The 26757-nt window shown below is 71.0% G+C and carries 20 protein-coding genes; 5 read left to right on the top strand and 15 right to left on the bottom strand.

Annotated features, from left to right (window positions below; translation table 11 throughout):
* The first annotated feature begins 90 nt into the window (after nucleotides 1–90).
* Complete coding sequence (locus ACT3UL_RS12520) at nucleotides 91–810, top strand: GAP family protein (RefSeq protein WP_443350618.1); 720 nt, start codon at nucleotides 91–93, stop codon at nucleotides 808–810.
* Nucleotides 811–826: 16 nt separating this feature from the next.
* Here the strand turns inward: ACT3UL_RS12520 and arr are convergent, their stop codons facing one another.
* From arr to ACT3UL_RS12490, 6 genes are all read right to left on the bottom strand, one after another.
* Complete coding sequence (gene arr, locus ACT3UL_RS12515) at nucleotides 827–1252, bottom strand: NAD(+)--rifampin ADP-ribosyltransferase (RefSeq protein WP_444578583.1); 426 nt, start codon at nucleotides 1250–1252, stop codon at nucleotides 827–829.
* Between the two features lie 114 nt (nucleotides 1253–1366).
* Nucleotides 1367–2764: a sugar nucleotide-binding protein gene (locus tag ACT3UL_RS12510; protein WP_444578581.1), complete on the bottom strand. Its 1398-nt coding sequence runs from the start codon at nucleotides 2762–2764 to the stop codon at nucleotides 1367–1369.
* Nucleotides 2761–3762, bottom strand: a complete 1002-nt coding sequence (rfbB, locus tag ACT3UL_RS12505) for a dTDP-glucose 4,6-dehydratase (RefSeq protein ID WP_444578579.1) — start codon at nucleotides 3760–3762, stop codon at nucleotides 2761–2763. Before rfbB ends, ACT3UL_RS12510 begins: the two co-directional genes overlap by 4 nt.
* A 56-nt stretch (nucleotides 3763–3818) precedes the next feature.
* Nucleotides 3819–4703 carry a glucose-1-phosphate thymidylyltransferase RfbA gene (gene rfbA / locus ACT3UL_RS12500; RefSeq protein ID WP_444578578.1) on the bottom strand — a complete coding sequence of 295 codons (885 nt, stop codon included), beginning with the start codon at nucleotides 4701–4703 and terminating at the stop codon, nucleotides 3819–3821.
* A gap of 150 nt (nucleotides 4704–4853) precedes the next feature.
* The gene (locus tag ACT3UL_RS12495; protein ID WP_444578576.1) at nucleotides 4854–5699 is read right to left on the bottom strand and encodes a polysaccharide lyase family protein; all 846 of its coding nucleotides are present in this window, start codon (nucleotides 5697–5699) and stop codon (nucleotides 4854–4856) included.
* Nucleotides 5700–5719: 20 nt separating this feature from the next.
* Nucleotides 5720–7288, bottom strand: coding sequence for an alkaline phosphatase D family protein (locus ACT3UL_RS12490; protein ID WP_444578574.1), 1569 nt, complete (start codon nucleotides 7286–7288; stop codon nucleotides 5720–5722).
* A gap of 250 nt (nucleotides 7289–7538) precedes the next feature.
* On the opposite strand from ACT3UL_RS12490, the gene ACT3UL_RS12485 reads away from it, so the two are divergent.
* Nucleotides 7539–8660, top strand: coding sequence for an adenosine deaminase (locus ACT3UL_RS12485; protein WP_444578573.1), 1122 nt, complete (start codon nucleotides 7539–7541; stop codon nucleotides 8658–8660).
* Nucleotides 8661–8740: 80 nt separating this feature from the next.
* On the opposite strand, the gene ACT3UL_RS12480 is transcribed toward ACT3UL_RS12485, so the two are convergent.
* A complete protein-coding gene (locus tag ACT3UL_RS12480; RefSeq protein ID WP_444578571.1) occupies nucleotides 8741–9748 on the bottom strand; it encodes a LacI family DNA-binding transcriptional regulator in 1008 nt (335 codons plus the stop codon).
* A gap of 174 nt (nucleotides 9749–9922) precedes the next feature.
* On the opposite strand from ACT3UL_RS12480, the gene ACT3UL_RS12475 reads away from it, so the two are divergent.
* Nucleotides 9923–11893: a glycoside hydrolase family 127 protein gene (locus ACT3UL_RS12475; protein WP_444578569.1), complete on the top strand. Its 1971-nt coding sequence runs from the start codon at nucleotides 9923–9925 to the stop codon at nucleotides 11891–11893.
* 341 nt (nucleotides 11894–12234) lie between these two features.
* A complete protein-coding gene (locus tag ACT3UL_RS12470) occupies nucleotides 12235–14181 on the top strand; it encodes a potassium transporter Kup (protein ID WP_444578567.1) in 1947 nt (648 codons plus the stop codon).
* 95 nt (nucleotides 14182–14276) lie between these two features.
* Here the strand turns inward: ACT3UL_RS12470 and ACT3UL_RS12465 are convergent, their stop codons facing one another.
* The 6 genes from ACT3UL_RS12465 to ACT3UL_RS12440 all read right to left on the bottom strand — a co-directional run bounded on the left by ACT3UL_RS12465 (nucleotide 14277) and on the right by ACT3UL_RS12440 (nucleotide 21823).
* Nucleotides 14277–16319 carry an acyltransferase family protein gene (locus ACT3UL_RS12465; RefSeq protein ID WP_444578566.1) on the bottom strand — a complete coding sequence of 681 codons (2043 nt, stop codon included), beginning with the start codon at nucleotides 16317–16319 and terminating at the stop codon, nucleotides 14277–14279.
* 172 nt (nucleotides 16320–16491) lie between these two features.
* Nucleotides 16492–17784 carry a glycosyltransferase family 4 protein gene (locus ACT3UL_RS12460; RefSeq protein WP_444578565.1) on the bottom strand — a complete coding sequence of 431 codons (1293 nt, stop codon included), beginning with the start codon at nucleotides 17782–17784 and terminating at the stop codon, nucleotides 16492–16494.
* Entirely contained in the window at nucleotides 17781–18311 is a 531-nt protein-coding gene (locus tag ACT3UL_RS12455) for a hypothetical protein (RefSeq protein WP_444578563.1), read from the bottom strand. Before ACT3UL_RS12455 ends, ACT3UL_RS12460 begins: the two co-directional genes overlap by 4 nt.
* 13 nt (nucleotides 18312–18324) lie before the next feature.
* Nucleotides 18325–19113 carry a TetR/AcrR family transcriptional regulator gene (locus ACT3UL_RS12450; RefSeq protein WP_444578562.1) on the bottom strand — a complete coding sequence of 263 codons (789 nt, stop codon included), beginning with the start codon at nucleotides 19111–19113 and terminating at the stop codon, nucleotides 18325–18327.
* Nucleotides 19114–19223: 110 nt separating this feature from the next.
* A complete protein-coding gene (locus ACT3UL_RS12445) occupies nucleotides 19224–20303 on the bottom strand; it encodes an aspartate-semialdehyde dehydrogenase (RefSeq protein ID WP_444578589.1) in 1080 nt (359 codons plus the stop codon).
* Between the two features lie 152 nt (nucleotides 20304–20455).
* The gene (locus tag ACT3UL_RS12440; RefSeq protein WP_444578561.1) at nucleotides 20456–21823 is read right to left on the bottom strand and encodes an aspartate kinase; all 1368 of its coding nucleotides are present in this window, start codon (nucleotides 21821–21823) and stop codon (nucleotides 20456–20458) included.
* An 827-nt stretch (nucleotides 21824–22650) separates the two neighbouring features.
* Between ACT3UL_RS12440 and ACT3UL_RS12435 the strand changes: the two genes are divergently transcribed.
* On the top strand, nucleotides 22651–23607 hold the full coding sequence (locus tag ACT3UL_RS12435; protein ID WP_444578559.1) for a hypothetical protein: 957 nt from the start codon (nucleotides 22651–22653) through the stop codon (nucleotides 23605–23607).
* A 320-nt stretch (nucleotides 23608–23927) separates the two neighbouring features.
* Here ACT3UL_RS12435 and ACT3UL_RS12430 read toward each other — a convergent pair whose 3' ends face one another.
* Both ACT3UL_RS12430 and ACT3UL_RS12425 read right to left on the bottom strand, forming a co-directional pair.
* Nucleotides 23928–25451 (bottom strand): mannitol dehydrogenase family protein, encoded by a 1524-nt coding sequence (locus ACT3UL_RS12430; RefSeq protein ID WP_444578557.1) that lies wholly within the window; start codon nucleotides 25449–25451, stop codon nucleotides 23928–23930.
* Nucleotides 25452–25691: 240 nt separating this feature from the next.
* Complete coding sequence (locus tag ACT3UL_RS12425; protein WP_444578556.1) at nucleotides 25692–26675, bottom strand: sugar-binding transcriptional regulator; 984 nt, start codon at nucleotides 26673–26675, stop codon at nucleotides 25692–25694.
* Nucleotides 26676–26757: the final 82 nt, after the last annotated feature.

The raw sequence follows: 26757 nt of genomic DNA, 5'->3' as shown, positions 1-26757 counted from the left end.
GTGCACCGGAAGCTGACATCTGGATAACCCCCGTCACGAACGGGCGCCAGCAGCACCGCATCGCACGGTCCGGCCTCGTACGCTCGGATCATGACTCTCGCCGGCGTCCTCGCGTTCCTGGGGCTCGGCGCGATCACCATGGACGTGCTCGGCGGCGTCATCGCGACCGGTATCCTCCTGCGCGGTGGGCGGCTTCGGCACCTGCTCGCCTTCTGCGGCGGCTACGCGCTGGTGATCATCCCGGTCACCGCCCTCCTGCACCCCGTGCTCACCGTGCTCGGCACGTGGCTGCGCCCGATCCTCCACTCGAACAACGCGATCGGCAGCATCGAGGTGGTCGCCGGCCTCGCGCTCGGCGCGCTCGCGCTGCACCAGTGGCGCTCGGTGCATCGGCAGCCCTCCGCCCCCGGCCGGCTCAGCAGTCGCAGCACGCCGTCCCGGCTCGCGATCTGGCCCCTGCTCGCCGCCGGCCTCGCCTTCTCGATGACCGCTCTCGCCGATCCGGCGTTCACGCTTGCGGTGGGCATGGCCGCCCAGGAGGAGTCGCTCCCCCTGCGGATCGGGCTCCTCGTGCTGTGGCACCTCATCTACCAGGCGCCGCTGGTGACCCTCACGATCATCGCGAGCACCGGGAAGCATGATCGCCTGGTGCGGCGCCTCGCCGACTGGTTCGTCGAGCGATGGCGCGCGCTGCAGGCCGTGCTCGCCGTGGTGCTGGCGCTCATCGCGCTGCTGGTGCTCGGGGACGGCACGATCTCCCTGATCGGCGCGCACGTGCCCTGGCTGCGGCAGCTGCTCTCGCTGCACTGAGCGCGCGGGTCTGCCGTCAGTCGATGATCTCGTCATCCCCGCTTCGGCGCAGCTCGGCGAGGCCCTCCCGCATGGCGTGCACGCTCTCGGGGCTGTGCCCGGTCCAGCCCTCGAGCTCGCGGACCACGCGGACCGGCTCCTGGGTGCGATAGGAACGTGTCGGGTTGCCCGGGAACCGCTTGTCGGTGACGTTGGGGTCGTCCTCGATCTCCCCTGTCGGCTCCACGACATAGATGCGGGGCTGGCCCTCGCCCTGGGCGAGCTGGGCTCCCCAGGCCGCGGCGGCCAGAGTCTCGGTGAAGTAGACGTGGCGCATCGCCAGGCCGTCTCGATAATTCGAGGGCTGCTGCGGCGTGAGCAGCTCCCCGGGCTCCAGCGCGGCCTTCGTGCCGTGCAGGTACACGCCCTCGTCGAACACCTCGAAGGGTGCAGGCTCTGTCATCGTGCCCTCCCTCTGGATCGGCGTCTGCAGGTCCCAGAAGTCTGCTCCGGGAACGTCGCGCGCGCCACCGCGAAGCGCGAGGAAATTCTCCGTAGCTCCTCCGTCTCGGCGCGGTCAGCCCGCGAGGTGCTCCCCCAGGGCCGCGAACTGCTCGCGGGGGGCGAAGCCGGTGGCGTGGATCTTCGCGAGGTCCAGAGCGGAATGCCGAGGTCGTGGGGCGATCCCCGTCTTGCCCGCGTAATACTCACCCGTGCTCACGGGCGTGACGCGACCCCGCTCGTGGCCGGTCAGGGCGAACACCTCGGCGGCGATGCGGGCCCAGCTGACCGGCTCCCCCTCGTTCGTGACGTTGTAGATCCCGGCAGCGGGACGCACGGTGAGCAGGTGATCGATCGCCGCGGCGAGATCGGCGGTGAAGGTGAGCCGGCCGATCTGGTCGTCGACCACCGTCGGGTCGATGCCGCGCCCGGCGAGGCCCGCCATGGTGTCCACGAAGTTGCCGCCCTCGCCGATCACCCAGCTGGTGCGCACGATGTAGTGCTCCCTCAGGCTCGCCACGAGCTGGTCGCCGGCGGCCTTCGTCTGCCCGTAGACGCCCAGCGGGCTCGGCGCCTCGTCCTCGTCGTGCACCTCGGCGCTCCCGTCGAAGACGTAGTCGCTGGAGACATGCACCAGCGTCGCCCGCTGCGCACGGGCAGCCTCCACCAGGCGTCCCACCCCGGTGACGTTCACCGCCCAGGCCGCGCGGCGACCCTCGTCGGACTCCGCAGCATCGACCGCGGTGTACGCGGCGGCGTTGACGATCGTCCCGTACGGCGAGAAATCGAACGCCGCGACGCTCACGGGATCGGCGAGATCCAGCTGCTCGCGGGTCACCACGTCGACGTCGGACAGATACGTCCAGCGCGCCGCGAGCGCACGCCCCAGCTGCCCTCCCCCGCCGATCACCAGGGTGCGGCGCGGCGGCACCGGCGTGACCTCCGCCAGACGCGGATGGGCGAGGTCCTTCGCGGAGAGCTCCGACTGGTCCAGCGGGATCGGCCACGGGATCGACGCGGTCTCGTCCGCCAGGTTCAGGAACGTGTACTGCGACTGCGCGGCCTCGGACCAGTGGTCGCTGACCAGGTAGGTGTACGCCGCCGGCGCCTCCAGGGTCTGGAACGCATTGCCCACCCCGCGCGGCACGAAGATCGCCACCTCCGGCGTGATCTCGTGCCAGTACGTCGCCCCGAAGCTGTCCCCGGCGCGCAGATCCACCCACGCCCCGAACACGCGACCGGTCGCGACCGAGATGTACTTGTCCCACGGCTCGGCATGGATGCCCCGGGTGACGCCCACGGCCTGGTTGAAGGAGATGTTGTTCTGCACCGGGCCGAAGTCCGGCAGGCCCGCGGCGACCATCTTCTCCCGCTGCCAGTTCTCCTTGAACCAGCCCCGGTCATCCCCGTGCACCGGCAGATCCACCACGAGCAGACCCGGGATCTGGGTCTCGTGCACGCCGAGCTGGGTCATTGCCCCACCTTTGCGTACTTCGCCTCGGTGGCCGCCTTCTGCGGGCGCCACCAGTCCTCGTTCTCGCGGTACCAGGCAACCGTCGCCGCCAGGCCCGCTTCGAAGTCGCGGAACGAAGGCTGCCAATCCAGCTCGGTGCGCAGCCGCGTCGAATCGATCGCATAGCGCAGGTCGTGGCCGGGACGATCGGTGACGTGCTCGTAGTCCGTGCTCTCACGCCCCATGAGGTCCAGGATCAGCTCCACGACCTCCTTGTTGCTCTTCTCCCCGTCGGCCCCGATCAGGTAGGTCTCCCCGATCGTGCCGCGATCCAGGATCGTGAGCACCGCGCTGGAATGGTCATCGGCGTGGATCCAGTCGCGCACGTTCTGCCCCGCCCCGTACAACCGGGGCCGGATCCCGTCGATCAGGTTCGTGATCTGACGCGGGATGAACTTCTCCACGTGCTGGCGCGGCCCGTAGTTGTTCGAGCAGTTCGACAGCGTCGCCTGCACCCCGAAGGACCGCACCCACGCCCGCACCAGCAGATCACTGCCGGCCTTCGTCGCCGAGTACGGGCTCGACGGGTTGTACGGCGTGGATTCCGTGAACCGCTCGGGATCATCGAGCGCCAGATCCCCGTAGACCTCGTCCGTCGAGATGTGATGGAACCGGGTGCCGTGCTTCCGCGCCGCCTCGAGCAGCGTGAACGTGCCGATCAGGTTCGTGGTCAGGAACGGGCTGGGATCATCGAGCGAGTTGTCGTTATGGGACTCCGCCGCGTAATGCACCACCGCGTCGGCCTCCGCGACCAGCGGCTCCACCGTCGCGGCATCAGCGATGTCCCCGACCACCAGACGCACCCGGCCGCTCGGCACCCCGGCCAGCGACTCGCGGCTGCCGGCATAGGTGAGCTTGTCCAGCACCGTGACCGTGTCATCGGTGTGCGCCATGACGTAGTGGACGAAATCGGAGCCGATGAAGCCGGCCCCTCCGGTGACGAGCAGATGACGCGACATCGAGGATTCCTCCGCGGTGGGTGGGTGGCGGGCCGACGGGTGGTGCGGACCGAGGGTCAGACGGGCCGATCGGCCCGTTCGCGACTCAGGACGTCCAGCAGGTAGCGGCCGTAGCCGGACTTCACGAGCGGTTCGGCACGTTCCCGCAGCTCCTCGTCGCTGAGGTATCCCATCCGCCAGGCGACCTCCTCGGGCGCGCCGATGGACAGGCCCTGGCGCTGCTGGACGGTGCGGATGAAGTCTCCCGCGGCGGCGAGGTCGTCGAAGGTGCCGGTATCGAGCCAGGCGGTGCCGCGGGTGAGCACCTCGACCTGCAGCATGCTGTCGTCGAGATAGGAGCGGTTCAGGTCGGTGATCTCGAGCTCTCCGCGCGCGGAGGGCTGCAGCATCTTCGCCCGCTCCACCACGGTGGCGTCGTAGAAGTACAGGCCCGGCACCGCGTAGTTCGACCGGGGGCGGATCGGCTTCTCCTCGAGCGAGATCGCGTTGCCGTCGCGGTCCATCTCGACCACGCCGTAGGCGCTGGGGTCGTTCACCCAGTAGCCGAACACGGCCGCACCCTCGAGGTCGTGGAAGCGGCGCAGCTGCTCACCCATGCCCTGCCCGTAGAAGAGGTTGTCCCCGAGCACGAGCGCGGCCGGCTCACCGGCCAGGAACTCCTCGCCCAGCACGAAGGCGCGGGCGAGACCGTCGGGATCGGGCTGGATGACATAGCTCAGCGACACCCCGAAGCGGCTGCCGTCGCCGAGGACGCGCTGGAACGCGGGCTGGTCATCGGCGGTGGTGATGATCAGGATGTCGCGGATGCCCGCGAGCATGAGGGTGCTCAGGGGGTAGTAGATCATCGGCTTGTCGTAGACAGGCATGAGCTGTTTGGAGACGCCGATGGTCAAAGGATGCAGCCGCGAGCCCGTGCCGCCCGCCAGAATGATGCCTCGCATACTACGGAGTATGTCACGCTTTGTCCGTTTTGCACCCTTTTCTTCACGCGGGGATCTCGAGGTGCTTCGAGGGAGGCGACGGGCAGCGACAGATCCCGCGACCCGGGGATGCGGCTGCTCCCGCCACTCCTGCCGTTCCCGCTGCTCATGCTACTCCCGCGCGAACACCCCCACGGCGTCCCACGCCGCCCAGCCGCCTTCGGCCAGCTCGAGCTCGAGGACGTTGACCCCCGCCTGCAGCAGCGAGGCCGGGAGCGCGTGCTCGTGGAAGGAGCGCCGCAGCGTCGAGCCCGGCACGGTCGCGTCCCCCTCGCGGGAGCCGCGGGTGCTGCCCACGGGCAGCTCGATATCGGTGACGTGCTCGTCGTTGGCGCTGACCCGCAGGATCCCACCCAGCCGCGTGGTGTCCACGAGCCAGACAGCGAGGTCGAGATCGGCCTGCGGCGCGTCGTCGAGCGTGAGCGTCCAGCGCGCCCGGTAGGGCTTCTTCCCCGCCCAGGCGTCGCCCGGGCCCGGCAGCAGGTACGGCCAGGCGGTGCCGGGCTCGTCGGCACCCTGCTCGTACTCGATGACGGCGCCCGGGAACTCCGCGGGGATCTTCGCATACGAGCTCGGCGCCAGGTGGTGCTCGAGCGTGCGGCCGTCGAAGTCGCCGATCCGGGCGATCTCCCGCCCGGTGGCGGTGACCGAGGGCAGGGAGCTGCCGGTCAACGGCACGCTGGGGCGGCCGCGTCGGCCGGCGTCGGAGACCGCGAGCACGGTGTAGGTCCAGGTCTCCCCGGCCGGGTCGAGGTTCGTGTGGGCGAAGGTCGGGTAGACCGTCTTGGCGATCAGATCGCTCTCCCGCGGCGTGCCCGGGGCGCTCTCGCCGCGAACCGCATAGACCCGGAAGTGGTCGATCAGCGGATCGAATCCCAGGGGCTCCCAGGACACCTGGGTCCTGGCCAGGGCGGGTTCGGCGTGCAGGCCGGTGATGGTGTCGGGGCGCGGGCTCATGGCTGCTCTTCTCTGGCTGGTCAGGCCGGGATCAGGCGGGGGTCGCCGGCGGGCGTGGTGAAGCGCGCCGAGAGCTGCTTCGGGGCGGTGTCGTCGGCCTCGATCCACTCCACGATGTAGAAGCTGGAGACCAGCTCCTGGGGCGTGAAGCGCAGGTGGATGTAGCCGCGTCGGCCGTCGTAGTGCTTGACGTACTCGTGCTGCGTCCAGTCGTCGGTGTAGTTGTCGGTCTTCGCGCCGTCGCCGTCGGAGCCCACCGAGGTGCAGATCAGCTCCACCCCGATGGTGCCGCTGCCCGGATCCGTGAAGTCGGCCAGCAGCTCCGCGGCGACGTGCTTGTGGATGTCGCCGGTGAGCACCACAGGGTTGCTGCTGGCGACCATCGCGTCCAGCAGACGCTGCCGGGCCGCCGGGTATCCGTCCCACATGTCGGTGCGGTCCTCGGTGATCGCGGCGACCACCACGCCATTGGCCATCACGTTCCACAGCGCCGGGGACTGCTCGAGGCGCTCGGTCACCCAGGCCTCCTGCTCCGCGCCGAGCATGGTGCGGTCCGGATCCTGCTGGTCCTCGGCGCCCGTCGGCGCCGGGTCCCGGAACTGGCGGGTGTCCAGCAGCGAGAACCGCGCGAGGGAGCCCACGTCGAACCCGGTGGTGATGTCGGAATCCGGACCCTCCGGCAGCGCCTCGATGTCCAGCGGCATGTTCTCGTAGAAGGCGCGGTACGCGACGGCGATGCGATAGGCGAACTGATCCTCCGGGATGCCGGTGCTGGAGCCGCCGCCCACGTAGTCGTTCTGCACCTCGTGGTCGTCCCACACGGCGACCGCCGGCACCCGGGCGTGGACCGCCTGCAGGTGCGGATCCAGCTTGAACAGGGCGTAGCGCAGCCGGTACTGCTCGAGGGTCTCCGTCTCGACCTGATGCGCGGGGCCCACCTCGGCGCCCTGGCGCCAGAGGTTCGCCTCCGTGATGCCGTACTCGTAGATGTAGTCGCCCACGAACACCACCAGGTCCAGCTCCTCCTCCGCGGCCAGATGCTTGTGCGCGGTGAAATGCCCGTGGTACCAGGCCTGGCAGGAGACCACACCGACGCTGAAGGACTCGACCTCCGCGCCCTGCGCGGGCAGGGTCCGGAAGCGGCCGACGGGGCTGTTCGTGCGCCCCACCGAGAACCGGTAGTAGTAGTCCGTCGCCGGGTCGAGGCCCTCGACCTTGGGGTGGATGGCGTGCGCGAGCTCGGGCTGGGCGAGGGCCTGCCCGCGGGCCGCGATCTGCCGGAACTCAGGATCCTTCGCGACGTGCCAGCGCACCGTGACATCCCGCAGCTCCATCCCGCCGTGGCCGTCCTCGGCGAGCGGCTCCGGGGCCAGCCGGGCCCACAGCACCGCGCCGTCGGGCCGGGGCGCCCCGCTGGCCACGCCCAGGGAGAACAGGCCCTCGGGCTGCGGCCCCTCCTCGGCGCTCGCGTTCGGGGCCGTGATGCCCAGGGCGATCACGGCGGCGGAGGCACCGCTGGCCTGGAGCAGCCGGCGGCGGCTGACGGGGGCGGTCGCGGTGGCAGTGGCGGGCGCGGCGGATGCCGGCATGGGGTCTCCTGGGCGTGGGGGTGTGGGAGAAGGGATTCGGGGAGGTCGCTCGAGCTCTCCGTGTCGAGCGTGTCCACGTCCGATCCGACCACAGGGGGGTTTCGCGCGCATGACGAACGAGGAAAGTCCCGTGAATGGTTTCGGGAAGCTCGGTGCCCCGAGCCTCACCCACCGCGGCCCGACTCCCGGACTCGACGACACCGGCCCGAGCACGCGATTCACGCCCAGTTCTCCGGCGTATCCTGCACGGATGCGCCTCTCCCCCGCTCTTGTGCGATCCCTGCCCAAGGTCGTGCTGCACGACCATCTCGACGGCGGACTGCGCCCGGCGACCGTGCTCGAGCTGTGCGCCGAGCAGGGCATCGCCCCACCGCCGATCGCTCCTGCCCACGAGGCGGACGGCAGCGTCGACGTGCCCGGCGGCGCCGAGGTCCCCACCGCCCGCGACGTGGCCGACTGGTTCCACGACGCCGCCGACTCCGGGTCCCTGCCCGCCTACCTCTCCACCTTCGACCGCACTCTCGCGCTGATGCAGACCGCCCCCGCGCTGCGGCGCATCGCCCGCGAGTTCGTCGAGGACATGGCCGCCGACGACGTCGTCTACGCCGAGACCCGCTGGGCCCCGCACCAGCACACCGCCGGCGGACTCACCCTCGACGAGGCCGTGCAGGCGGTCCAGGACGGACTGGACGAGGGCGTCGCCGCGGCGGCGGATTCCGGCGCACGGATCGTGGTGGGTCAGCTGCTGGCCTACCTCCGCCACCTCGAGCCCACCGACGACCTGGTCGAGCTCGCCATGGATCGGCGTTCGAGCGGCGTGGTGGGCATCGACCTGGCCGGGCCCGAGGAGGGCTTCCCGGCGTCCCGGTTCCGTGCCCAGTTCGACCTCGCCCGCGATCACGGCATCCACGTCACGATCCACGCCGGGGAGGCCGACGGCCCCTCCTCGATCGCGGATGCCCTGGACTGCGGCGCGCAGCGGATCGGCCACGGCGTGCGCCTGATCGAGGACATCGACGGCCAGGAGCTCGGCCCCGTCGCGGCGCGCGTGCACCGCGAGCAGATCTGCCTCGAGGTATGCCCCAGCTCGAACCTGCAGACCAGCGACACCACGGACGTCGCCCGTCACGCCGTCGGGCCGCTGCACGACCTTGGCTTCACCCTCGCGCTGAGCGCCGACAACCGCCTCATGAGCCGCACCTCCACCTCCCGGGAGATGACCCTGGTGACCGAGACCTTCGACTGGACGCTCGAGGACCTCGAGCAGGTCGTGCTCACCGGGCTCGAGGCAGGCTTCGCCCCCGAGCCGCACCGTCGGGCGCTGCGCGAAGAGGTCGTGCTGCCCGCCTTCCGCGCCGCCCGCGAGGCCTGACCCCGGCAGTCCCGCGCTCGCGCATCCCCACGCCCCGAACCGTCCCGCACGGGCCCGGAGTTCTGCGCCTCGGTCCGAGGTCAGAGGCTGGAGGCGCGGACCTCGAGGCGGGGCGTGAGCACCTGCTGGTGCGGCACGTCGGGTTTCCCCTCGACCAGGTCGAGCAGGGTGCGGCCGGCGAGGCGGCCCAGCTCGGTCAGGCCCATGTCCACGGTGGTCAGCGGCGGGCGCGAGGCGAGCGCCATGACCTCCCAGTTGTCGAAGCCGGTGACCCGCACCTGAGCGGGGACGTCGATCCCCTTCTCCCGGAGGCGATCCGTCACCCCGCGCGCGATCTGATCCGAGCCGCAGAGGAGTCCGTCGAGATCGGGGTGGGAGGCCAGCAGCATGTCCACGGTGGCGCGGCCCCACTCCTCGGACCAGTGCCCGAAGAGGGTGGGCGCGACCAGGGCATCCCCCAGCGTCTGCTGCACGGCGAGCGCCCGGGCGTCGGCCGAATGGTGCCGCTGCGGTCCGGTGACGTGCGCGATGCGCCGCGAGCCCATGGCCAGCAGGTGCTCGGCGGCCATCGTCGCCCCGGCGCCCTCGTCGGCCACCACCGCGTAGTCGTCGGGGTCCTCCGAGGGGGAGAAGGCGTAGACGGTCGGGATCGGCAGGGAGATGGAGGGCCGCGGATCGGTGGTGCGCCCGGTGATGATCAGGCCGTCGACGCGCCGCTCCTGCAGGGACTGCAGGTAGTGCTGCTCGCGCAGCACGTCGTCGCGGGTGTCGCACAGGATGATCGCCATCTTCCCCGCGGCGAGCGCGTCCTCGACCCCCATCAGCAGCGGAATCGTGAAGCGGCCGAAGCTGTCCGTGGTCAGCAGGCCCACGGTGTAGGTGCGGGTATCGGCGCTCCCACGGCCGGAGGCGCCGACCACGAAGCCGAGCTGCGCCGCCGCCTCCTTGACCCGTGCCCGGGTGTCCTCGCGCAGCTGCCCGGTGTCGTTGAGCGCTTTGGACGCCGTGCTCATCGAGACCCCGGCGAGCTCGGCGACGTCGGCGATGCGGGGGGAGGGCATCGACGGTCGCATCGGCGTGGTCTTCACGGGGCCTCCTGGGCTCGTGCATGGTGTGCGGTGTGCGGTGTGCGGTGGCACGCATGGCGTGCGGTGACGTGCGTTCCAGGGCGGGGGTTGTCCCGCTGGAGGGAGCATGCCATTATCGACACAGAAACTTGGTTTCCGCACTTTCCGCAACGAAGCTCACCTGTGAGGTCCTTGATGACGACGTCCCCGAACACGCTTACCGCCCCGGCGGTCCCCACTGCTCAGGCCGCCGTCACGCTGCGTCCGCTGCAGCCGGGCGCCGCCCGGATCACCGGCGGCTTCTGGCACACCCGCCAGCAGCGCAACCGCACGGCCGGCCTGCGCTCCGGCTATGAACAGCTCGAGGCCTCGGGCACGTTCCGCAATTTCCGCATCGTCGGCGGCACGGAGCAGGGCGAGGCCTCCGGGATGATCTTCCAGGATTCCGACGTCTACAAGTGGCTCGAGGCGGTCGCCTTCGAACTCGGCCGCGAGGACGATCCCGAGCTGCGCGGCATGGCCCGGGAGGTCACCTCGATGATCGCCGGCGCGCAGCAGGAGGACGGCTACCTCAACTCCGTCCACACCCTGCGCCACTCCCCCGACGAGCACTACTCGCACATGGCCTGGAACCACGAGCTGTACTGCTACGGCCACCTGATCCAGGCCGCCGTCGCCCTCTCCCGCAGCGCCGGCGAGCAGGAGCTCCTGGACGTCTCGCTGCGGATCGTGGAGCACCTGCGCACCGTGTTCGGCCCCGAGCTGCGCCACTCCACGGGCGGCCACCCCGTGATCGAGATGGCGCTGGTGGAGCTGTTCCGCCTCACCGGCCGCGAGGAGATCAAGGACCTCGCCCGCTTCTTCCTGGACACGCGCGGCGGCGAGGAGCGCTTCGACGGCGTGAACCCCGGGCCGGGCTACTTCTCCACCGCGGTCCCGGTGCGCGAGGCCCGCACCGTGGAGGGCCACGCCGTGCGCGCGCTCTACCTCTTCGCGGGCGCCACCGACCAGGCCGTCGAGGATGACGACGCCGCCCTGCTCGCCACCACCGAGTCCGTCTTCGCCGACCTGCTGGCCTCCAAGACGTACGTCACCGGCGGGATGGGCGCCCGCTGGGACTGGGAGGCCTTCGGGGACCCCTTCGAGATGACCACCGACCGCGGCTACGCCGAGACCTGCGCCGCGATCGGCGCGATCCAGTGGGCCTGGCGACTGCTCCTGGCCACCGGGAAGAGCCATTACGCCGACGTCATCGAGCGCCTGCTGTTCAACGCCTTCCTGCCCGGTGTCTCCCTCGCCGGCACCGAGTACTTCTACGTCAACTCCCTGCAGCTGCGCGAGGGCGCCACGGCCGACGAGGGCCGCTCGATCGCCCACGGCCGACGCGGCTGGTTCGACTGCGCCTGCTGCCCGCCCAACATCATGCGCACCTTCGCGAGCCTCGACCATCTCGCGGCGACCGCGACCGCCGACGGCCTGCAGCTCCATCAGTTCGCCTCCGGCACCTGGAGCGCCGGAGAGGGGACGGACACCCTGAGCGTCCGCGTCACCACCGACTATCCGACGGACGGCCGCGTGCACGTGGAGGTCCTCGAGGCCCCGGCGACGGAGCGCACCGTGTCGCTGCGCATCCCGGCCTGGTCGCGCGGTACCGCAGAGGTCACCTTCCGCGGGATGGCGGCCGCGGCGCCCGAGCAGCCGATCACGGTGCCGGCCGATGGCTCCCCCGCCGAGGTCCGCGCGGTCCTCACCGCCGGCGACGTGATCGAGCTGGACCTGGATCTCTCCCCGCGCTTCGTCGGCGCCCATCACCGCCTCGATGCCTCCCGCGGCGCCGTCGCCCTCGAGCGCGGCCCGCTGGTCTACGCGGTCGAGAACGAGGACCAGGACGGTGCGGCGAGCGTCGACGACGCCGCCGTGGATCCGCACCAGGCCCCGTCGGCCGGTGATCCGCTCCCCGCCCTGGACGGCGCCGTGCCGCTCGCCGTCAGCGGCAGCGCTGTCGCCGTCTCCGCCGCGGCCGCCGCCTGGCCCTACCCGGTCCACGGCAGCGCCGATGCGGAGGTCACCCGCACGCCCACCACCTGGACCGCGATCCCGTACTACGCCTGGGGCAACCGCAGCGTGGGCCCGATGCGCGTGTGGCTCCCCCTCGAGGCCGACTGATGATCTCGCGGCGCGCAGGCCTGCGCCGCCCCTGGTGAGGCGCAGGGAACAGAACTGCTGCGGTCCGGTCGGGTGCAAACGGCCCGGGCAGTGGCAGGATCAGCGTCGTGCCCGAGAACTCCTCGCGCTCGCCCCGCTCCGACGAGCCATCTGACCCTGATCACGAGCAAATCCCCCAGACCGACGACCACGAGTCACCGGTCCCTCCGTCGACCGACACCGACCCGGAGCACCCGCACCGCGCGCAGCGCGCGTCGGCCGCACGTCACGCCTCGGGACCGCACCCCGCGCACGCACCTCATCCGCACCAGCACCCCCATCACCACCTCGACCAGCGCGGCATGCCCCGCACCCGGGAACCGCTGGCGATCCTGATGACCGGTGCGCTCGGCGTCGTATTCGGGGACATCGGCACCAGCCCGCTGTATGCGCTGCAGACGGTCTTCAGCACCCACCACAACGCCGTCGCCCCCTCCGAGTCCGACGTGCTGGGCGTGATCTCCATGGTCACCTGGTGCCTGCTGATCATCGTCAGCGTCACCTACATCGGGCTGATCCTGCGCGCCGACAACCAGGGTGAGGGCGGCATCCTCGCCCTCACCGCGCTCGTGCTGCGCAAGCTCGGCACCGGCGGCTCGCTCATCGGCTCCCGGGAAGCGGCGGTCGCGCTCGTGCTCGGCGTGGTCGGGGCCGCCCTGTTCTTCGGGGACTCGCTGATCACCCCTGCGATCTCCGTGCTCTCCGCCTTCGAGGGCATCGAGGTGGCCAGCTCGGTCCCGAACACGGTGATCCTGCCCGGCGCGCTGATCGTGCTCACGGCGCTGTTCGCGGTGCAGCGCTGGGGCACCGCCCGCATCGGCCGCTCCTTCGGGATCGTGATGGTCATCTGGTTCCTGACGCTCGCGGCGATGGGTCTGCCGCACGTGCTCGCGAGCCCGTCGATCCTGCGGGCGCTGTCCCCGCACTACGCCATCGCGTTCATGATCGACCGACCCGTGGTCGCGTTCATCGCGATGGGCGCCGTGGTGCTGACGATCACCGGCGCCGAGGCGCTGTACGCGGACATGGGGCACTTCGGCCGACGGCCCATCGCGCTGGCCTGGATCTGCCTCGTGCTGCCCGCACTGCTGCTGAACTACTTCGGCCAGGGCGCCCTGATCCTCGCCGACCCCGCCGCCGTCGCGAACCCCTTCTTCTCCCTCGTGCCCGACGCCCTGCGCGTTCCTCTGGTGGTGCTCGCCGCGATGGCCACCGTGATCGCCTCCCAGGCCGTGATCTCCGGTGCGTTCTCCGTGTCCCGCCAGGCCACGCGCCTGTCCCTGCTGCCGCGGCTGAAGGTCACGCAGACCTCCGCCGAACACGGAGGGCAGATCTACGTCGCCTCGATCAACGCGCTGCTGTTCGTGGGCGTGGTGGTGCTGGTGGTCGTCTTCCGACGCTCCGAGGCGCTCGCCGCGGCCTACGGCCTCGCGGTGACCGGGACGATCATCCTGGTGCTCGCCCTGTTCCTGCTCTACGCCCGACGGATCCGGAAGTGGCCCCTGTGGCGCGTGATCACCATGGCCGTGGTCGTGGGCGGTCTGGAGCTCGTGCTGCTCGCCGCCAACGTCGTGAAGATCCCCGACGGGGGCTGGCTGCCGCTGGTGGTCGCCGCCGTGCTCACCACCATCATGCTGGTGTGGAAGCGGGGCTCGCGGATCCTGTTCGGGCGGCGCCGTGAGATGGAGGGACCGATCGCGGACTTCGTGGCCGGGCCCGCCCGGGCCGTCCCGCGGGTCCACGGGCTCGCCGTGTACCCCCACGGGGATCCGACGACGGTGCCGCTGGCCCTGCGCACCGGCGTGGAGATGAACGGCGTGCTCCACGAGCACGTGGTGATCGTGACCATGAAGCACCTCTGGGTGCCGCGCGTGCACCACGACGACCGGGTGCTGGTCGACGTGCTGGGAGACAGCTCCGACGGGATCGTGCAGGTCACCTATCAGGTGGGCTTCCATGACTCGCAGGACGTCCCCGCCGCGCTGCGCGCCGCCATCGAGCTGCGTGGGCACCTCCACGACCACTGCGCACCGGACTGCACCGAGCACGTCCCGGAGCTGGTGCTGGATCCCGAGGACGCCGTCTACTTCCTGTCCGTGTTCCGCATCGAACCCGGCCAGGACAGCTCCATGCCGCGCTGGCAGAAGGCGATCTTCCGTCAGCTCGAACGGGCCTCGGCCAACCGCACCCACGTGCTGCACCTGCCGCCCACGCGCACCGTGGTGATGGGCGCGGAGACGGTGCTGTAGCGGCCCGAGCGGGCCCTGGCGGGGCGAGCCCTGGCGGGCCGGGGCGAGGCGGGGCGGGCCGGGCCGGGGCGGGGCCATCCGGGGCGCGTGCCCGCTCAGCCGATCGTCGGCTCGAGCTCCTTCCACAGCGGCTCTGCCATCTCGCGGCTGAAGTGCGCCGTGAGGTGGTGGCCGTCGCGGTACACCAGGGTGTTCCCGATGATCGCGGGGCAGTTCTCCTCGTTGCAGAAGTACCGCTTGAGGTCCAGGAACGTCGCACCGCTGTCCGTGGCGGCGGCCTCGCTGGCCGTCACCAGAGGGGCGTCGAACGCCTCGCCGACCGGGATCGCGCACTCCTGGGCGTCCTCCAGATGCGCCGAGAGGCACACCGCCGAGGTGCTGCCCTGGTTGGGGACGTCGGCGAGCACGTCGACGGCCGGCCCGTCGATCTTCCCCATCGTGGATTCCAGCCCGGCCTGCCACTTCGCCGGGAAGTCGTCGTCGCCGCCCACCAGCTCGGGCGGGGCGCCGGGGTAGTTCGTCAGCAGCACCAGGTCGGGCTGCTCGGCGTTGATCCGGTCGATCACGCCGGCACGCCACTCATCGCACTCGGTGTACGGCACGCCCTCCTCCAGCTGCCGGAGGTCCGCCGAGGTGCACGAGCTCTTGGTGTTCGTGTCCAGGCGGATCTTCCCCTGGTCGGCGAGCTCCGCGAGGGCCGGATACCAGCTGGCCGCGTGCGAGTCACCGAACAGGAACACCAGCGGGGCGTCCTCGTCGTCCCCCACCTGGCAGCCGCCGGGGTCGGTGTCGGCCTCCGAGCGGTGGCAGCCGTCGTCGTAGATCGTGGGGTTGTCGTCCTCGGCCTCCTCGAGGGAGGGCGTGAGGTTCTCGGGCACGAAGTCGGTGCCCTTCGGGTTCGGGGTCGGCGCCTCCGCGGCCGCCGCGACATCGGTCGCCGCCTCCTCCTCCTGGGTCAGGAGATAGCTGCCGCCACCCGTCGCGATCAGTGTCGCCGACGCCGCCAGGGCCACGGCGCCGGTCCACAGCTGCGAGCGCTGGCGCAGCGGGGCGAAGGCGATCACGGGGCGCTCCACGAAGCGGAACAGCAGCCAGGCCAGTGGGAAGGCCACCGCCCCCAGGAGCAGCTTGACCCCCAGCGGCAGCGGATCCTCCTCCCCGGCGACGACCTGCGGGATCACCTGCAACGGCCAGTGCACGAGATACAGCGAATAGGAGATCGCACCGACAAACTGCATCGGGCGCACGCTCAGCAGACGATTCGCGTTCGCGCCGCCGGGCGCCGCACCGCCCACGATCAGCAGGGCGGTCGCGATCACGGGCAGCGCCGCGGTGTATCCGGGGAACGGGGTCACGTCCGTGTACAGCAGACCCACCGCCACCAGCAGCGCCAGCCCCAGCCAGGACAGCAGCCCGGTGCGGGCCGAGCGCAGCCACGGCGCCCCGGTGCGCATCAGGAACGCGATCAGCGCGCCGGCGCCCAGCTCCCATGCCCTCGTGGGCAGGGCGAAGAAGGTCCAGGGCTGAGAGATGGCCATGCCCACCACGCACAGCACGAACGAGAGCGCCGTGAGGACCGAGACGATGATCAGCAGGCGCCGCTCGCTGCGCCGGCACAGCCAGAAGCCGAGCGCGAGGATCGCGGGCCAGAACAGATAGAACTGCTCCTCGACGCCGAGGGACCAGTAGTGCTGGAAGACCGACGGGCTGGTCTCGGCCAGATAGTTCGTGCCCTCCACGGCGAACAGCATGTTGGGCACGTACAGCGCGACGGACACCGCGCCCTTGGCCACCTCGTTCATCAGCAGCGGAGGCATCCAGATCCAGGCCGCCAGCACGGTCAGCAGCGCCACGAGCAGGGACGCCGGCAGGATCCGTCGGGCGCGCTTGGCGTAGAAGCTCCCGAAGCGGATCCGCCCGTGGGTCTCCAGCATCTCCAGCAGATGGGTGCTGATGAGGAATCCGGAGATCACGAAGAAGACGTCGACCCCGACGAAACCACCGGTGATCAGCGGGACCCCGGCGTGGTAGAGCACCACGAACAGCACGGCGATCGCCCGCAGTCCCTGGACGTCGGGGCGGAATCCGGACTTCGTCGCGGCGGGCGTCCCGGCCGCTGCTCTGGCGTCAGCGCTCACTGGTGTCCTTCCCGTGGATGTCCTCGGGCCGTGGAGTATATTCCGCGCCGCGCGCTCCAGGGGAAGCGCAACGCACGGTCGCGTGACGAGTCCCGCGTCGGTGCAGGATCCGGCAGATCGGTCCACGGTCGGCGGAGTCCGACGGCTCGGACGGGTCAGGCGGCCCGGCGGATCACGCGGCCCGGCGGATCACGCGGGCGAGGATGTCGAGGTACCTCCGCGCGAGGACGTCGTCGTCGGCGTGGTCGGAGACCCAGGCTCTGCCGCTGGCCCGCACGCCCGCCTGCGACCGGTCCGCGGCGAGCCCCCGCCACAGGTCCGCGAGCGCGTCGACGTCCTGCGGGGGCAGCACGTGGCCGGCGCCGGCCGCCCGCACCACGTCGGCCGCCTCGCCATCCAGCAGCGCCGTGATGTGCCGCCCGGTCGCGAGCATCTCGTAGAGCTTGGAGGGAACGGTCCACTGGAACGGCGCCCAGTCCCGCAGCGACACCACGACGGTGTCCGCCCAGTGGTACTGCGCGCCGACCTCGCGGTGCGGGATGCGCGGCAGCACCTCCACCGGCGCGTCCAGCTCCTCGGCCAGAGCGGCCAGGGCCGACGCCTCGACCCCGTGGCCCACGAGACGCACCTGCAGGTCCACACCTTCGCGACGCAGCTGCGCCGCGGCCCGCACCACGGTGTCCAGTCCCTGCGAGCGCCCCATGTTGCCCAGGTACAGGCAGCGCAGCTCTGGATGGTCACCAGGCAGGTGGTCGTGACGCGGGGTGACCTTCGACAGATCGGTGCCGTTGCGCACCACGTCGATCTCGGTGACGCCGCGCTCCTCGAGCACCTCGGCGAAGCGATCCGTCGTGGTCACGACGGCCTGCGCGCCGCTCTGCCAGCTGGTCACCTGCTGGTGCACCACGCCCTTGGCCAGCGCGACCGCCCAGCGCATGCTGGTCCGGGCGGCGTTCCGAGGCGGGGCGTGCACCGCTTCGGCCACGAGCGCGCCGGCCGGGCCGACGTGCGTGACCAGATCCGGCCAGGCATCACGCATCTCCACCACGAGCGGAACGTCCCACAGGGAGGCGAGCGCGCGCCCCACCATGAGCGTCGGGATCGCGGGGGCGGTCGCGATGACCACATCGGGTCGGGTATCGGGCCGGGAGAACCGCCGACGCAGGCGCCACAGCGCATCCGCGGCGGCCACCAGGTGATCGGCGGTGCGGGTGCCGATGTCTGCGAAGTGCGGGAGATAGGCGGTGCGCAGCACGGTCTCGCCATGCCGGCCCACCTCGACCCCGCCCACGCGATGGGTGCGCCGCTGGGTGCTGTTGGGCCGTCCGCTGGGATAGTGCGGCACCGGCGCCGCCACGGTCACCCGATGGCCGGCGGCGATGAAGCGCTCGATCAGGGCGGACCATCGACGCTGAGGCGCCCCGAACTCGGGCGCGTAGTAGTGCGTCAGCAGCAGGATCCTCATGCGGTCGCGGACTCCTCGAGCCCGAGCACCTGGTGCGCCTCGCGCAGCAGCTCGGGGGTGAGGTGGCCGGTCTGCGGCGGGCGGATCCCGGTGCGAGCGGTCTCGGCGGAGATCAGCAGACGGATCGACTGCGCGCTCTCGTCGGGCTCCGCAGCAGGCAGCTCGGCGATCGCGGCCGACGGGATGACCCCGTGGCGGGAGCTGAGCTGACGACGCACCACGGAGACCGCCGCGAGCTCGCCGGTGGCATCGTGCAGGTAGATATCGCGCACGCGACCCACCGTATCGCCCTCGCTGCCGAGCACCGCGAGTCCCGCGAGGGCGAGCAGCCGCGCCCGTGGTCCCGCAGCGCCGGCTCCCGGATCACCGTGAGGGGTCGCCTCGTCGGCCTGGCCGGCTCCGTCGGCCTGGCCAGAACCGTCGGCCTGGCCAGAACCGTCGGCCTGATCGGTTCCGTCGGCCTGGCCGGATCCGTCGGACCCGGCCGTCCCCTCCGTGGCTGCCGTGCCTCCGGATACCTCCGCCACGCTCGCGCCCGCCTCAGTCGACGATGCAGAGACGCACGAAGTCGTGCACGTCGCGGATGGGGTCGGCCGTGCGGTCCTGCTGCAGCTCACGCACGGAATGCTCGCGCACCGTGAGGCTCAGCAGCAGCGAGAACAGGCTGCGTGCCATGAACGCCGGCTCCACGCCCTCGAGCAGCAGACCCCGCTCGGCGTGCCCGGTGAAGACCTGTTCGAGCACATGCTCGTGCACCAGGCGCAGCCGCGAGATGCGGTAGCGGCCCGGATGATCCGGGTTCACGGTCTCCGCGGCCAGCGTGGCCAGCAGCGCCATCGAGTGCTGCGTGGGGTTCCACGGGCCGGCCAGCGCCGCGAGCAGCGCCTTCGGGGATCCCTGGAGCGACTCCACGGAGTCCAGCAGGCCCTGGGCATGGGCCTCCAGCCGGTCCACGACCGCGCCCAGCAGCACCTCCTTCGAGGCGAAGTGGTGCAGCATCCCCGGATGCGAGATGCCCACGCGGCGCGAGATGTCGCGCAGGCTCGCCCCGTGATAGCCGCGCTCGGCGAACAGGGCCGCGGCACCGTCGAGGATCGCCTCCCGTCGGGCCTGGCCCGGGGTGGTCGACAACGGCGCCTCGACGACCTCGGGCTCCTGGAGGACCATCGCGAGATCAGGGGCGGCATCCCCGGTCGTGGCCGGCGGCGCCACCGCCGAGACCTCGGCCGGAGCGCCGACGATGGTCCGCAGATCGGTCCCGACCTCGAGCTCCGCGGCCGAGATCGAGTCCAGCGTGCGCAGCGCCTGCGCCAGGGGGTCCACGCTCATGTTCACCGAGTTCCCGTCGAACGATTCATCGCCGGCACGATCGGAGAAGACGGCGGACAACGGCGATGGCCCGGTCCCCGCACCCGGGGGGCCACTCGTCGCGGCAAGCGTCATCGAGGTTGTCCCTTCGCGATCAGTTCGGCGATCTGGATGGCATTCAGGGCAGCGCCCTTGCGCAGATTATCCGCTACGACGAAGAATACGAGACCCTTTCCGCCCGGAACCGACTGATCCTGACGGATCCGGCCCACGAACGTGCCGTCCTGGCCGGCGGCCTCCAGGGGGTTGGGCAGGTCCACGACGGTGACGCCGTCGGCCTCCTCGAGCAGCTCACGGGCACGGTCGGCGGTGATCTCGCGATCGAACTCCGCATGGATCGCGAGCGCATGTCCGCTCATCACCGGCACGCGCACGCAGGTGCCCGCGACGGGCAGCTCGGGCAGGCCCAGGATCTTGCGCGACTCATGGCGGAGCTTCTGCTCCTCGTCGGTCTCGCCGGAGCCGTCCTCGACCAGGTTCCCGGCCAGCGCGAGCACGTTGTAGGCGATCGGCTTCGCGTAGACGGCGGGCTCGCCGAGGTCGACGGACGACCCGTCCAGCGCGAGCTTCTCCACGTCGTCGGCCCCGGCACGGATCTGCCCGGCGAGCTCTGCGACCCCGGCCACGCCGGACCCGGAGACGGCCTGGTAGGTGGCGACCTTCAGCCGCGCCAGACCGGCCTCGTCGTGCAGCGCCTTCAGGGTGGGCATCGCGGCCATCGTGGTGCAGTTCGGGTTCGCGATGATCCCGCGCGGCAGATCGGTGATGGCCTCGGGGTTCACCTCGGAGACCACCAGCGGCACCTCGCCGTCACGGCGCCAGGCCGAGGAGTTGTCCACGACGGTCGCGCCGGCCTCGGCGAAGCGGGGGGCCAGCGCCGTCGAGGTCGAACCGCCGGCGGAGAAGATCGCGATGTCGACCGCCCTGCCCTCGGACGTGATGTCCGCGGCCGTGGCATCCTCCACCACGAGCGCGCCGCCCGCGTACTGCACGGTCGAGCCGGCGCTGCGGGCCGACGCGAACGCGCGCACCGCGCTGTGCGGCACGGCGCGCTCCGCGAGCAGGGCCAGCAGCACCCTGCCCACCTGGCCGGTCGCGCCGACGACGCCGATGACGGGCCCGTCGGCCGCATACCCGGGGGTCGCGGTCATGTCCACGGAGTGCGCGCCGGCTGCCGCGCCGGGGGTCGTGCCGGCTGCCGCGCCGGACGTGCTGGTTGCCGGGACCCCGTGCGCGGAGTCGCTCGGGAAGTCCTGCTGGAAGTCGTTCGCCACGATGGTCCGCTCCTCGGGGTTCTGGGTGCTCATCGTCCGGTCCCTCCGTACACGACGGCTTCGGTCTGCTCGGAGTCCAGGCCGAACGCCGAGTGGATCACGCGCACCGCGTCGTCGAGCCGCGACTGCTCGGTGACGACAGAGATGCGGATCTCCGAGGTCGAGATCATGTCGATGTTGATACCGGCCTCGCCGAGGCTGCGGAACAGGGTCGCCGAGACGCCCGGGTGGGAGCGCATCCCGGCGCCGACGATGCTGACCTTCCCGATCTGGTCGTTGTAGCGCACCTCGGAGTAGCCGATCGCCTCGCGGGACGCCTCGATGGCCTTCAGCGCGGCCGGGACGTCCTCCTCGGGGAGGGTCAGGGAGATCGCGACGGTGTCGTCGACCGTCGAGGAGTTCTGCACGATCATGTCGATGTTCGCCCCGGAACCAGCGACGACATCGAAGAGCAGCGCCGCACGGCCGGGGACGTCCGGCACCTCGACGACGGTGATCTTGCCTTCGCTGCGGTCATGCGCGACGCCCGAGATGATGGGGGCTTCGAGGCCGGGATCGGAATGGTCGTCCATGGGGAGCTCCTGGGTCGGGTCGGCGGCGTCGCGGCGGGCGACGTCCGCAGTGCGGATGGTGACGTCGGGGTCGATGGGGATCATGCGCTCGGGATCGTCGGAGACGATCGTCCCCAAGCGGCCCGAGTACGAGGAGCGCACGTGCAGCGGCACCCCGTAGCGGCGCGCGTACTCGACGCTGCGCACCATGAGGATCTTCGCGCCGTTGGCGGCGAGGTCCAGCATCTCCTCGCACGAGATGTAGGGGACGCGGCGAGCGGCCGGGACGACCCGGGGATCCGCGCTGAACACGCCGTCGACGTCCGAGTAGATCTCGCAGACGTCCGCGTCGAGCGCGGCGGCGAGCGCCACGGCGGTGGTGTCCGAGCCGCCGCGACCCAGCGTGGTGATGTCCTTCGTGCTCTGCGAGACGCCCTGGAAACCGGCGACGATCGCGACCGACCCCTCGTCCAGGGCCTCCTGGATACGACCGGGGGTGACGCGCAGGATGTGGGCCTTGCCGTGCACCTCGTCGGTGATCAGGCCGGCCTGCGAGCCGGTGTAGGCACGAGCGTCGACGCCCGCGTCGTTCAGCGCCATCGACAGCACCGCCATCGAGATGCGCTCGCCCGCGGTGACCAGCATGTCGAGTTCTCGGGCCGGTGGCTCGTCGCTCACCTGCTCGGCGAGATCGATGAGCTCATCGGTGGTATCGCCCATGGCAGAGACGACGACGACCACTGTGTGGCCCGCCTTCGAGTACAGGGAGATCCTCTGGGCGACACGCTTGATCGAGTCGGCGTCGGCGACGGAGGATCCTCCGAACTTCTGGACGACCAGGCTCATGAGACGGGTTCCTTCACGGTTGCGGGCATCGGGCAAAACATCAGGCATCAGGCATCAGGCATCGAGCGGGGTACTGCGTCAGACATCGAGCGGGGTACTGCGTCGGGCACCAGCCCAGCGACTGCGAACGTCACCAGGCGTCGGCCCGGGCGCTGCACCACCGGCGTCCACCCAGGGACGGTCAACGTCACCAGGCGTCAGCCCGGGTGCTTGACCAGGCATCGGACTGCCCCGCTGCGGGACACCGACGAGCGGGCCCCACATTCCGTGACCTGGGCGCTGACCTGTTCGTCGACCCAGCACACGGAACCGCCGACCAGTCTACGAGGGCTCTCGCCCAGACGCTCATGACCCCACCTATCGAGACGCACCCCCAGGTCACAGCCCTTTCGAGACGTGGCCCACCCAACACTCCCCCGCGCGCGCCGTGGCGACTCCCCGGACCACGACCTCATTGGCCTTCGCCGCTCTTCCCCACGACCTCGTCACGGCGAGCGAGGCAAAGTTGGTCGATAGCGTCCTCGATTCCCCCAACTTTGCCTCGCTAACGGGACGGCAGACCGCTCTCGGCGGCCCTGCGAGTAGGAGAGGCTTCCGTATCGCTGGGAGGAAGCAGGAGCAGCACCCGCGGCGGCAGCGGCGGCAGCAGCACCCGCGGCGGCAGCGGCAGCGGCAGCGGCAGCGGCAGCGGCAGCGGCAGCGGCAGCGGGTTGCGCGCGAGAGGCGATGACCAGAACGCCCTGGGGAGGAAGCTTCTCGCACGCCGTGGACCTCGGGATTGTGGACGGCGGCCCGCGTCAGCACCTCCTTCATCGGAGCATTCACCCATGCCTCGCCACCCCTCACCCCTGCCGCCCTCGCTGCCGTTCGCCGTGTTCACCACTGCGGAAGCGCGGCGCGCAGGGGTGAGCACCGACCGTCTGCGGGCACAGGATCTCCGCCGGCTGGGCTACGGCATCTATGTCCGTGCGGACGCCGACCTCACCGAAGCCGCGATCATCACCGCGCTGACCCGCAATGACCCGATGGCTGTGGTCCGGGGCTCGAGCGCCGCGCGGCATTGGGGACTGCCGCTCCCCCTGCCCGTCGAGACCTGGAGCGTGGAGTCGCGCACCACGTCGATTCAGATGACCGCGAATGGACACCTCAGACGCGACACACGACTGGTGCGCTGGACTCGACAGCACCTCCGGGGCGAAGAGCTCGTCGCAATCGGCGCGCTGCGGGTCACCAGCAGGGTGCGCACCTGGCTCGATCTCGCCCGGGATCTCACCCTCGACCAACTCGTCGAGATCGGCGACCACCTGGTGCGTCACCCACGCAGCAGGTTGGAACATCGCACCCACGCCTACGCGACGCCGCAGCAGCTCGGCACGGCGGCGCGCGAATACTCGGGTTCGGGAAGACTGCGCCTGCTGGAAGCACTCGAACTGGTCCGAGTGGGGAGCGACTCCCCCGCCGAGACGAGGCTCAGGCTCGCCGCCGCACGGGCAGAGCTACCGGAGCCCGAACTCAATACACGTCAGTTCGACGGGGGTCACGACCTCGGGGAGCCGGATCTCGCCTGGCCGCGGTGGCGGGTGTGCGTCGAGCATGACGGTCCGAGGCACCGCACTCCGAAGCAGCAGGAGAACGACATCGCCCGACGCGAGAATCGAGAGGCAGCCGGATGGATCGAGGTGCAGACGGTGGCCGCTGACCTCCACAAAGGATGCCGACGCGGGATACGGCGATTGGAGGAGGCGCTCACGCGTCACGGCTGGCGGCGCAGCGCAGCTGCCTGAGCACCTCCGCCGCCTCAACCCCCTCAAGACCTGGCCTCGTGCCCCGCCAGCGGACACGACTCCTCGACGACCCGACGACCCGAGGCATAGTCCCCAGCCCGTCACCCGACACGACGACCCGCAGCCAGCGAGGCAAAGTTGGGGGAATCGATACCGGATAACCCCATCTTTGCCTCTCTCGGGCGGTGCGGAGGCAGGGCTGGGCAACACTCGAGAGCGGGCTGGGCACGGCAGCACCGAGGCAGGACTGGGCACGACAACGCAGAGGCCGGGCAGGTCGCGACAGCGCCGGGGCAGGGCGAGGCACGCGGGGCGCTGGGTCAGCCCTTCTCGACGAGCTCGGTGAGGAGGGCGCGGGCGCCGTCGGTGCGGAGCACCTCGAGGGCGTGGAGGTAGGGCGTGGTGAAGGCTTCCTGGTCGACGAGGTCGCCGAAGAGCTCCTCGTCGCGGAGGAAGGCCAGCGGGTCCTCGTCGTGCTTCGCGGCGGCGGCCATGACGCGGTCGTGGAGACGGTCCACCACGGGCCACTCCTCACCGTTCTCGCCGGTCCCCTCGGCGTAGCGGGCCCAGGAGGCGACGATCGCGGCGGAGGCGGTGACGTCGCGTCCGGCCTCGAGGTTCTCCTGGATCACGGGGACCAGCCAGGTGGGGATGCGGTCAGAGGACTCCGCGGCGAGGCGGGCCAGTGTGTCCTTGACGCTCTGGTTCGCGAAACGCGCCATGAGCTCATCCTTGTAGGCGGTCAGATCCATGCCCGGCACCTCGGGCACGGTGGGGGTGCCCTCGTGGTCCATGTAGAGGGTGCGCGTGAAGGGCGCGAGATGCTCGTCCACGGCGGCCTCGTCGGCGTAGGTCTGCCCCAGGAGCAGGCCGAAGTAGGCGATGGCCTGGTGGGAGCAGTTCAGCAGGCGCAGCTTCATGAGCTCGTAGGGCTCGACGTCCTCGACCATCTGCACCCCGACCTCCTCATAGGCGGGGCGGCCGGCGGGGAAGTCGTCCTCCAGGACCCACTGCACGAAGTCCTCGCTGACCACGGGCCAGGCGTCCTCGATGCCGTAATCCTCCGAGATCATCTCGATGTCCTCGGGCGCGGTGACCGGGGTGATGCGGTCGACCATGCAGTTGGGGAAGGCGACGTCGCTCTCGAGCCAGTCGCCGAGCGTGGCCTCGCCGTGCAGGCCGTTCTCGTCGCGGCGGCGCGCGTAGGCGAGGATCATGCGCTTGGCGAGGTCGCCGTTGCCGCGCACGTTGTCGCAGGACATCACCGTGAACGGCTCCGTGCCGGCCTCGCGGCGGCGGCGCAGCGCCTCCACGACGTAACCGAACATCGTGCGCGGGGTGCCGGAGCCGTCGGCGAAATCGGTGGAGAGGTCCGCGGCGACCGCCTCGGTCTCGTACTGGAACTCGCCGGTGGAGGGGTTGTAGTTGTAGCCGCCCTCGGTGACGGTCAGCGAGACGATGCGCACCGCCGGGTCGACCATCTGGGCGAGCACGGCCTCGGGGTCGTCGGGGGCGAAGAGGTACTTGGCGATCGAGCCGATGATGCGGGGGTCGCGGGTCTCGTCGGGCGCCTTGGTGACCAGCGTGTACATGCCGTCCTGGGCGGTGAGGGCATCGCGCATGCGGGAATCGCCCGGCAGCAGGCCGACGCCGCACAGAGCCCAGTCGCGGTCACGGCCGGCGTTGAACAGCCGGTCCAGGAACATGGCCTGGTGCGCGCGGTGGAAGCCGCCCACGCCGAAGTGGACGATGCCGACCTTCCGCTCCTGGAGCGGGTACGTCGGGACGGCGACCTCGCCCTTCGCAGCGATGTCGGAGAGGGAAGCGGAGGTCAACGCGGTCATGGCTCATCCTTCGTCGGCGAGTGCTCGGAGCACTGACGATACACACTCCCGCGTCAGATGAGCAGGGGTTGACGCTCATCTGATCGAATCGACTGAGCGCCGACGATCGGGACACAGAGAGACGACGACGCCCAGGTGAAGGCGGCGAGCGGCGAGCGGCGAGCTGCCAGCGTCGAGCGGCGAGCGGCGAGCGGCGAGCTGCCAGCGTCGAGCGGCGAGCGGCGAGCGGAGCCCCACCCCTCACCCGAGCAGCGCGGCGACCTGGTCGGCGAGCTCGGGGGCGAGCACGATGTCGTCGACGAGACCGGAGCGAGCTGCGGCGACGACCGCTTCGGGGCGGCCGACGGCGGGGGCCGCAGCGATCACCCGGGCGCGTCGCAGCTGGTCGGCCCGCACACCGATCACACGATCCTCCATCGCGGAGTGCCACACCGCCCCCGAGCCGTCCAGGAGGATCCCGCACACCTCGGCGACGACGCCGGCGTCGTGCGCACGGCGCTGCTCGTCGGCCCCGAGCCGCGCCCAGAGCGTCGAAGCACCGGCGGCCCAGGCACCGATGGAGACCACGGCGACGTCGAGGTCGTCGGCCGCATCGAGCGCGGTGCGCACCTCCTCCATGGCTCGCAGTGACGAGGCGACCTGGGCGGAGTCGACGATGAGCGGGGTGGGCAGGGCCCAGACCCGACCGCCGGCCCGGGCGCCGAGGGTGTGCACCAGCGCCGAGGACAGGGCGGTGGAGAAGCCGGGCGCGCTGAGCGGGCCGACGAGCTGGACGACGTCCGCCGGGGGCAGCGCGCCGAGGTGGTCCGGCAGATGCATGAGGGTGCGCGACCAGGCGACACCGAGGCGGCCGCCCTCGCGCAGGGCGACGGGCAGCAGGCGTGCCACCTGGCGGGCGATCGCGTCTCGCATCGGCTCGCCCGGGCGGGACGCGGCAATGGTCACCGAGGAGATCCCGAGGCGCTGCGCGAGCTGCGCGTGGGTGCGTCCGGTGGCCGTCGGGTCGACGATCTCGATGCGCACGATGCCCTCGTCGCGCGCTTCGTCGAGCAGTCGGGCCACCTGGAACCGGGACAACCCATGGCGGCGGGCGAGTTCGACCTTGGACTGGCCGTCCACAAAATATCCGGTGGCGAGCTGGACCTTGAGCAGGGCCGTCGGGGGCACCTCGATCTCCGTGCCGACCTGCGGCTCCCCGTCCGACATCGTGCCGTGGTGCGCCATGGGAACCCTCCTCCAAGATCTCACGTCGTGAACATCTGCTCGCGGACTGTTGCTCACCTGAGCGTATATGACTACGCTCACT

Source organism: Brachybacterium sp. 107, from assembly GCF_052379725.1.
Taxonomy (GTDB): domain Bacteria; phylum Actinomycetota; class Actinomycetes; order Actinomycetales; family Dermabacteraceae; genus Brachybacterium.
This window is presented reverse-complemented; position numbering and strand designations above follow the sequence as displayed.

Excerpts from the sequence above, each read along its gene's own strand:
- arr (WP_444578583.1), bottom strand. The coding sequence starts at position 1,252 with ATGACAGAGCCTGCACCCTTCGAGGTGTTCGACGAGGGCGTGTACCTG.
- ACT3UL_RS12520 (WP_443350618.1), top strand. The coding sequence starts at position 91 with ATGACTCTCGCCGGCGTCCTCGCGTTCCTGGGGCTCGGCGCGATCACC.
- ACT3UL_RS12485 (WP_444578573.1), top strand. The coding sequence starts at position 7,539 with ATGCGCCTCTCCCCCGCTCTTGTGCGATCCCTGCCCAAGGTCGTGCTG.
- rfbB (WP_444578579.1), bottom strand. The coding sequence starts at position 3,762 with ATGTCGCGTCATCTGCTCGTCACCGGAGGGGCCGGCTTCATCGGCTCC.
- ACT3UL_RS12425 (WP_444578556.1), bottom strand. The coding sequence starts at position 26,675 with ATGGCGCACCACGGCACGATGTCGGACGGGGAGCCGCAGGTCGGCACG.
- ACT3UL_RS12470 (WP_444578567.1), top strand. The coding sequence starts at position 12,235 with ATGCCCCGCACCCGGGAACCGCTGGCGATCCTGATGACCGGTGCGCTC.
- ACT3UL_RS12430 (WP_444578557.1), bottom strand. The coding sequence starts at position 25,451 with ATGACCGCGTTGACCTCCGCTTCCCTCTCCGACATCGCTGCGAAGGGC.
- ACT3UL_RS12435 (WP_444578559.1), top strand. The coding sequence starts at position 22,651 with ATGCCTCGCCACCCCTCACCCCTGCCGCCCTCGCTGCCGTTCGCCGTG.
- rfbA (WP_444578578.1), bottom strand. The coding sequence starts at position 4,703 with ATGCGAGGCATCATTCTGGCGGGCGGCACGGGCTCGCGGCTGCATCCT.
- ACT3UL_RS12440 (WP_444578561.1), bottom strand. The coding sequence starts at position 21,823 with ATGAGCCTGGTCGTCCAGAAGTTCGGAGGATCCTCCGTCGCCGACGCC.
- ACT3UL_RS12460 (WP_444578565.1), bottom strand. The coding sequence starts at position 17,784 with ATGAGGATCCTGCTGCTGACGCACTACTACGCGCCCGAGTTCGGGGCG.
- ACT3UL_RS12445 (WP_444578589.1), bottom strand. The coding sequence starts at position 20,303 with ATGACCGCGACCCCCGGGTATGCGGCCGACGGGCCCGTCATCGGCGTC.
- ACT3UL_RS12475 (WP_444578569.1), top strand. The coding sequence starts at position 9,923 with ATGACGACGTCCCCGAACACGCTTACCGCCCCGGCGGTCCCCACTGCT.
- ACT3UL_RS12490 (WP_444578574.1), bottom strand. The coding sequence starts at position 7,288 with ATGCCGGCATCCGCCGCGCCCGCCACTGCCACCGCGACCGCCCCCGTC.
- ACT3UL_RS12495 (WP_444578576.1), bottom strand. The coding sequence starts at position 5,699 with ATGAGCCCGCGCCCCGACACCATCACCGGCCTGCACGCCGAACCCGCC.
- ACT3UL_RS12510 (WP_444578581.1), bottom strand. The coding sequence starts at position 2,764 with ATGACCCAGCTCGGCGTGCACGAGACCCAGATCCCGGGTCTGCTCGTG.
- ACT3UL_RS12450 (WP_444578562.1), bottom strand. The coding sequence starts at position 19,113 with ATGAGCGTGGACCCCCTGGCGCAGGCGCTGCGCACGCTGGACTCGATC.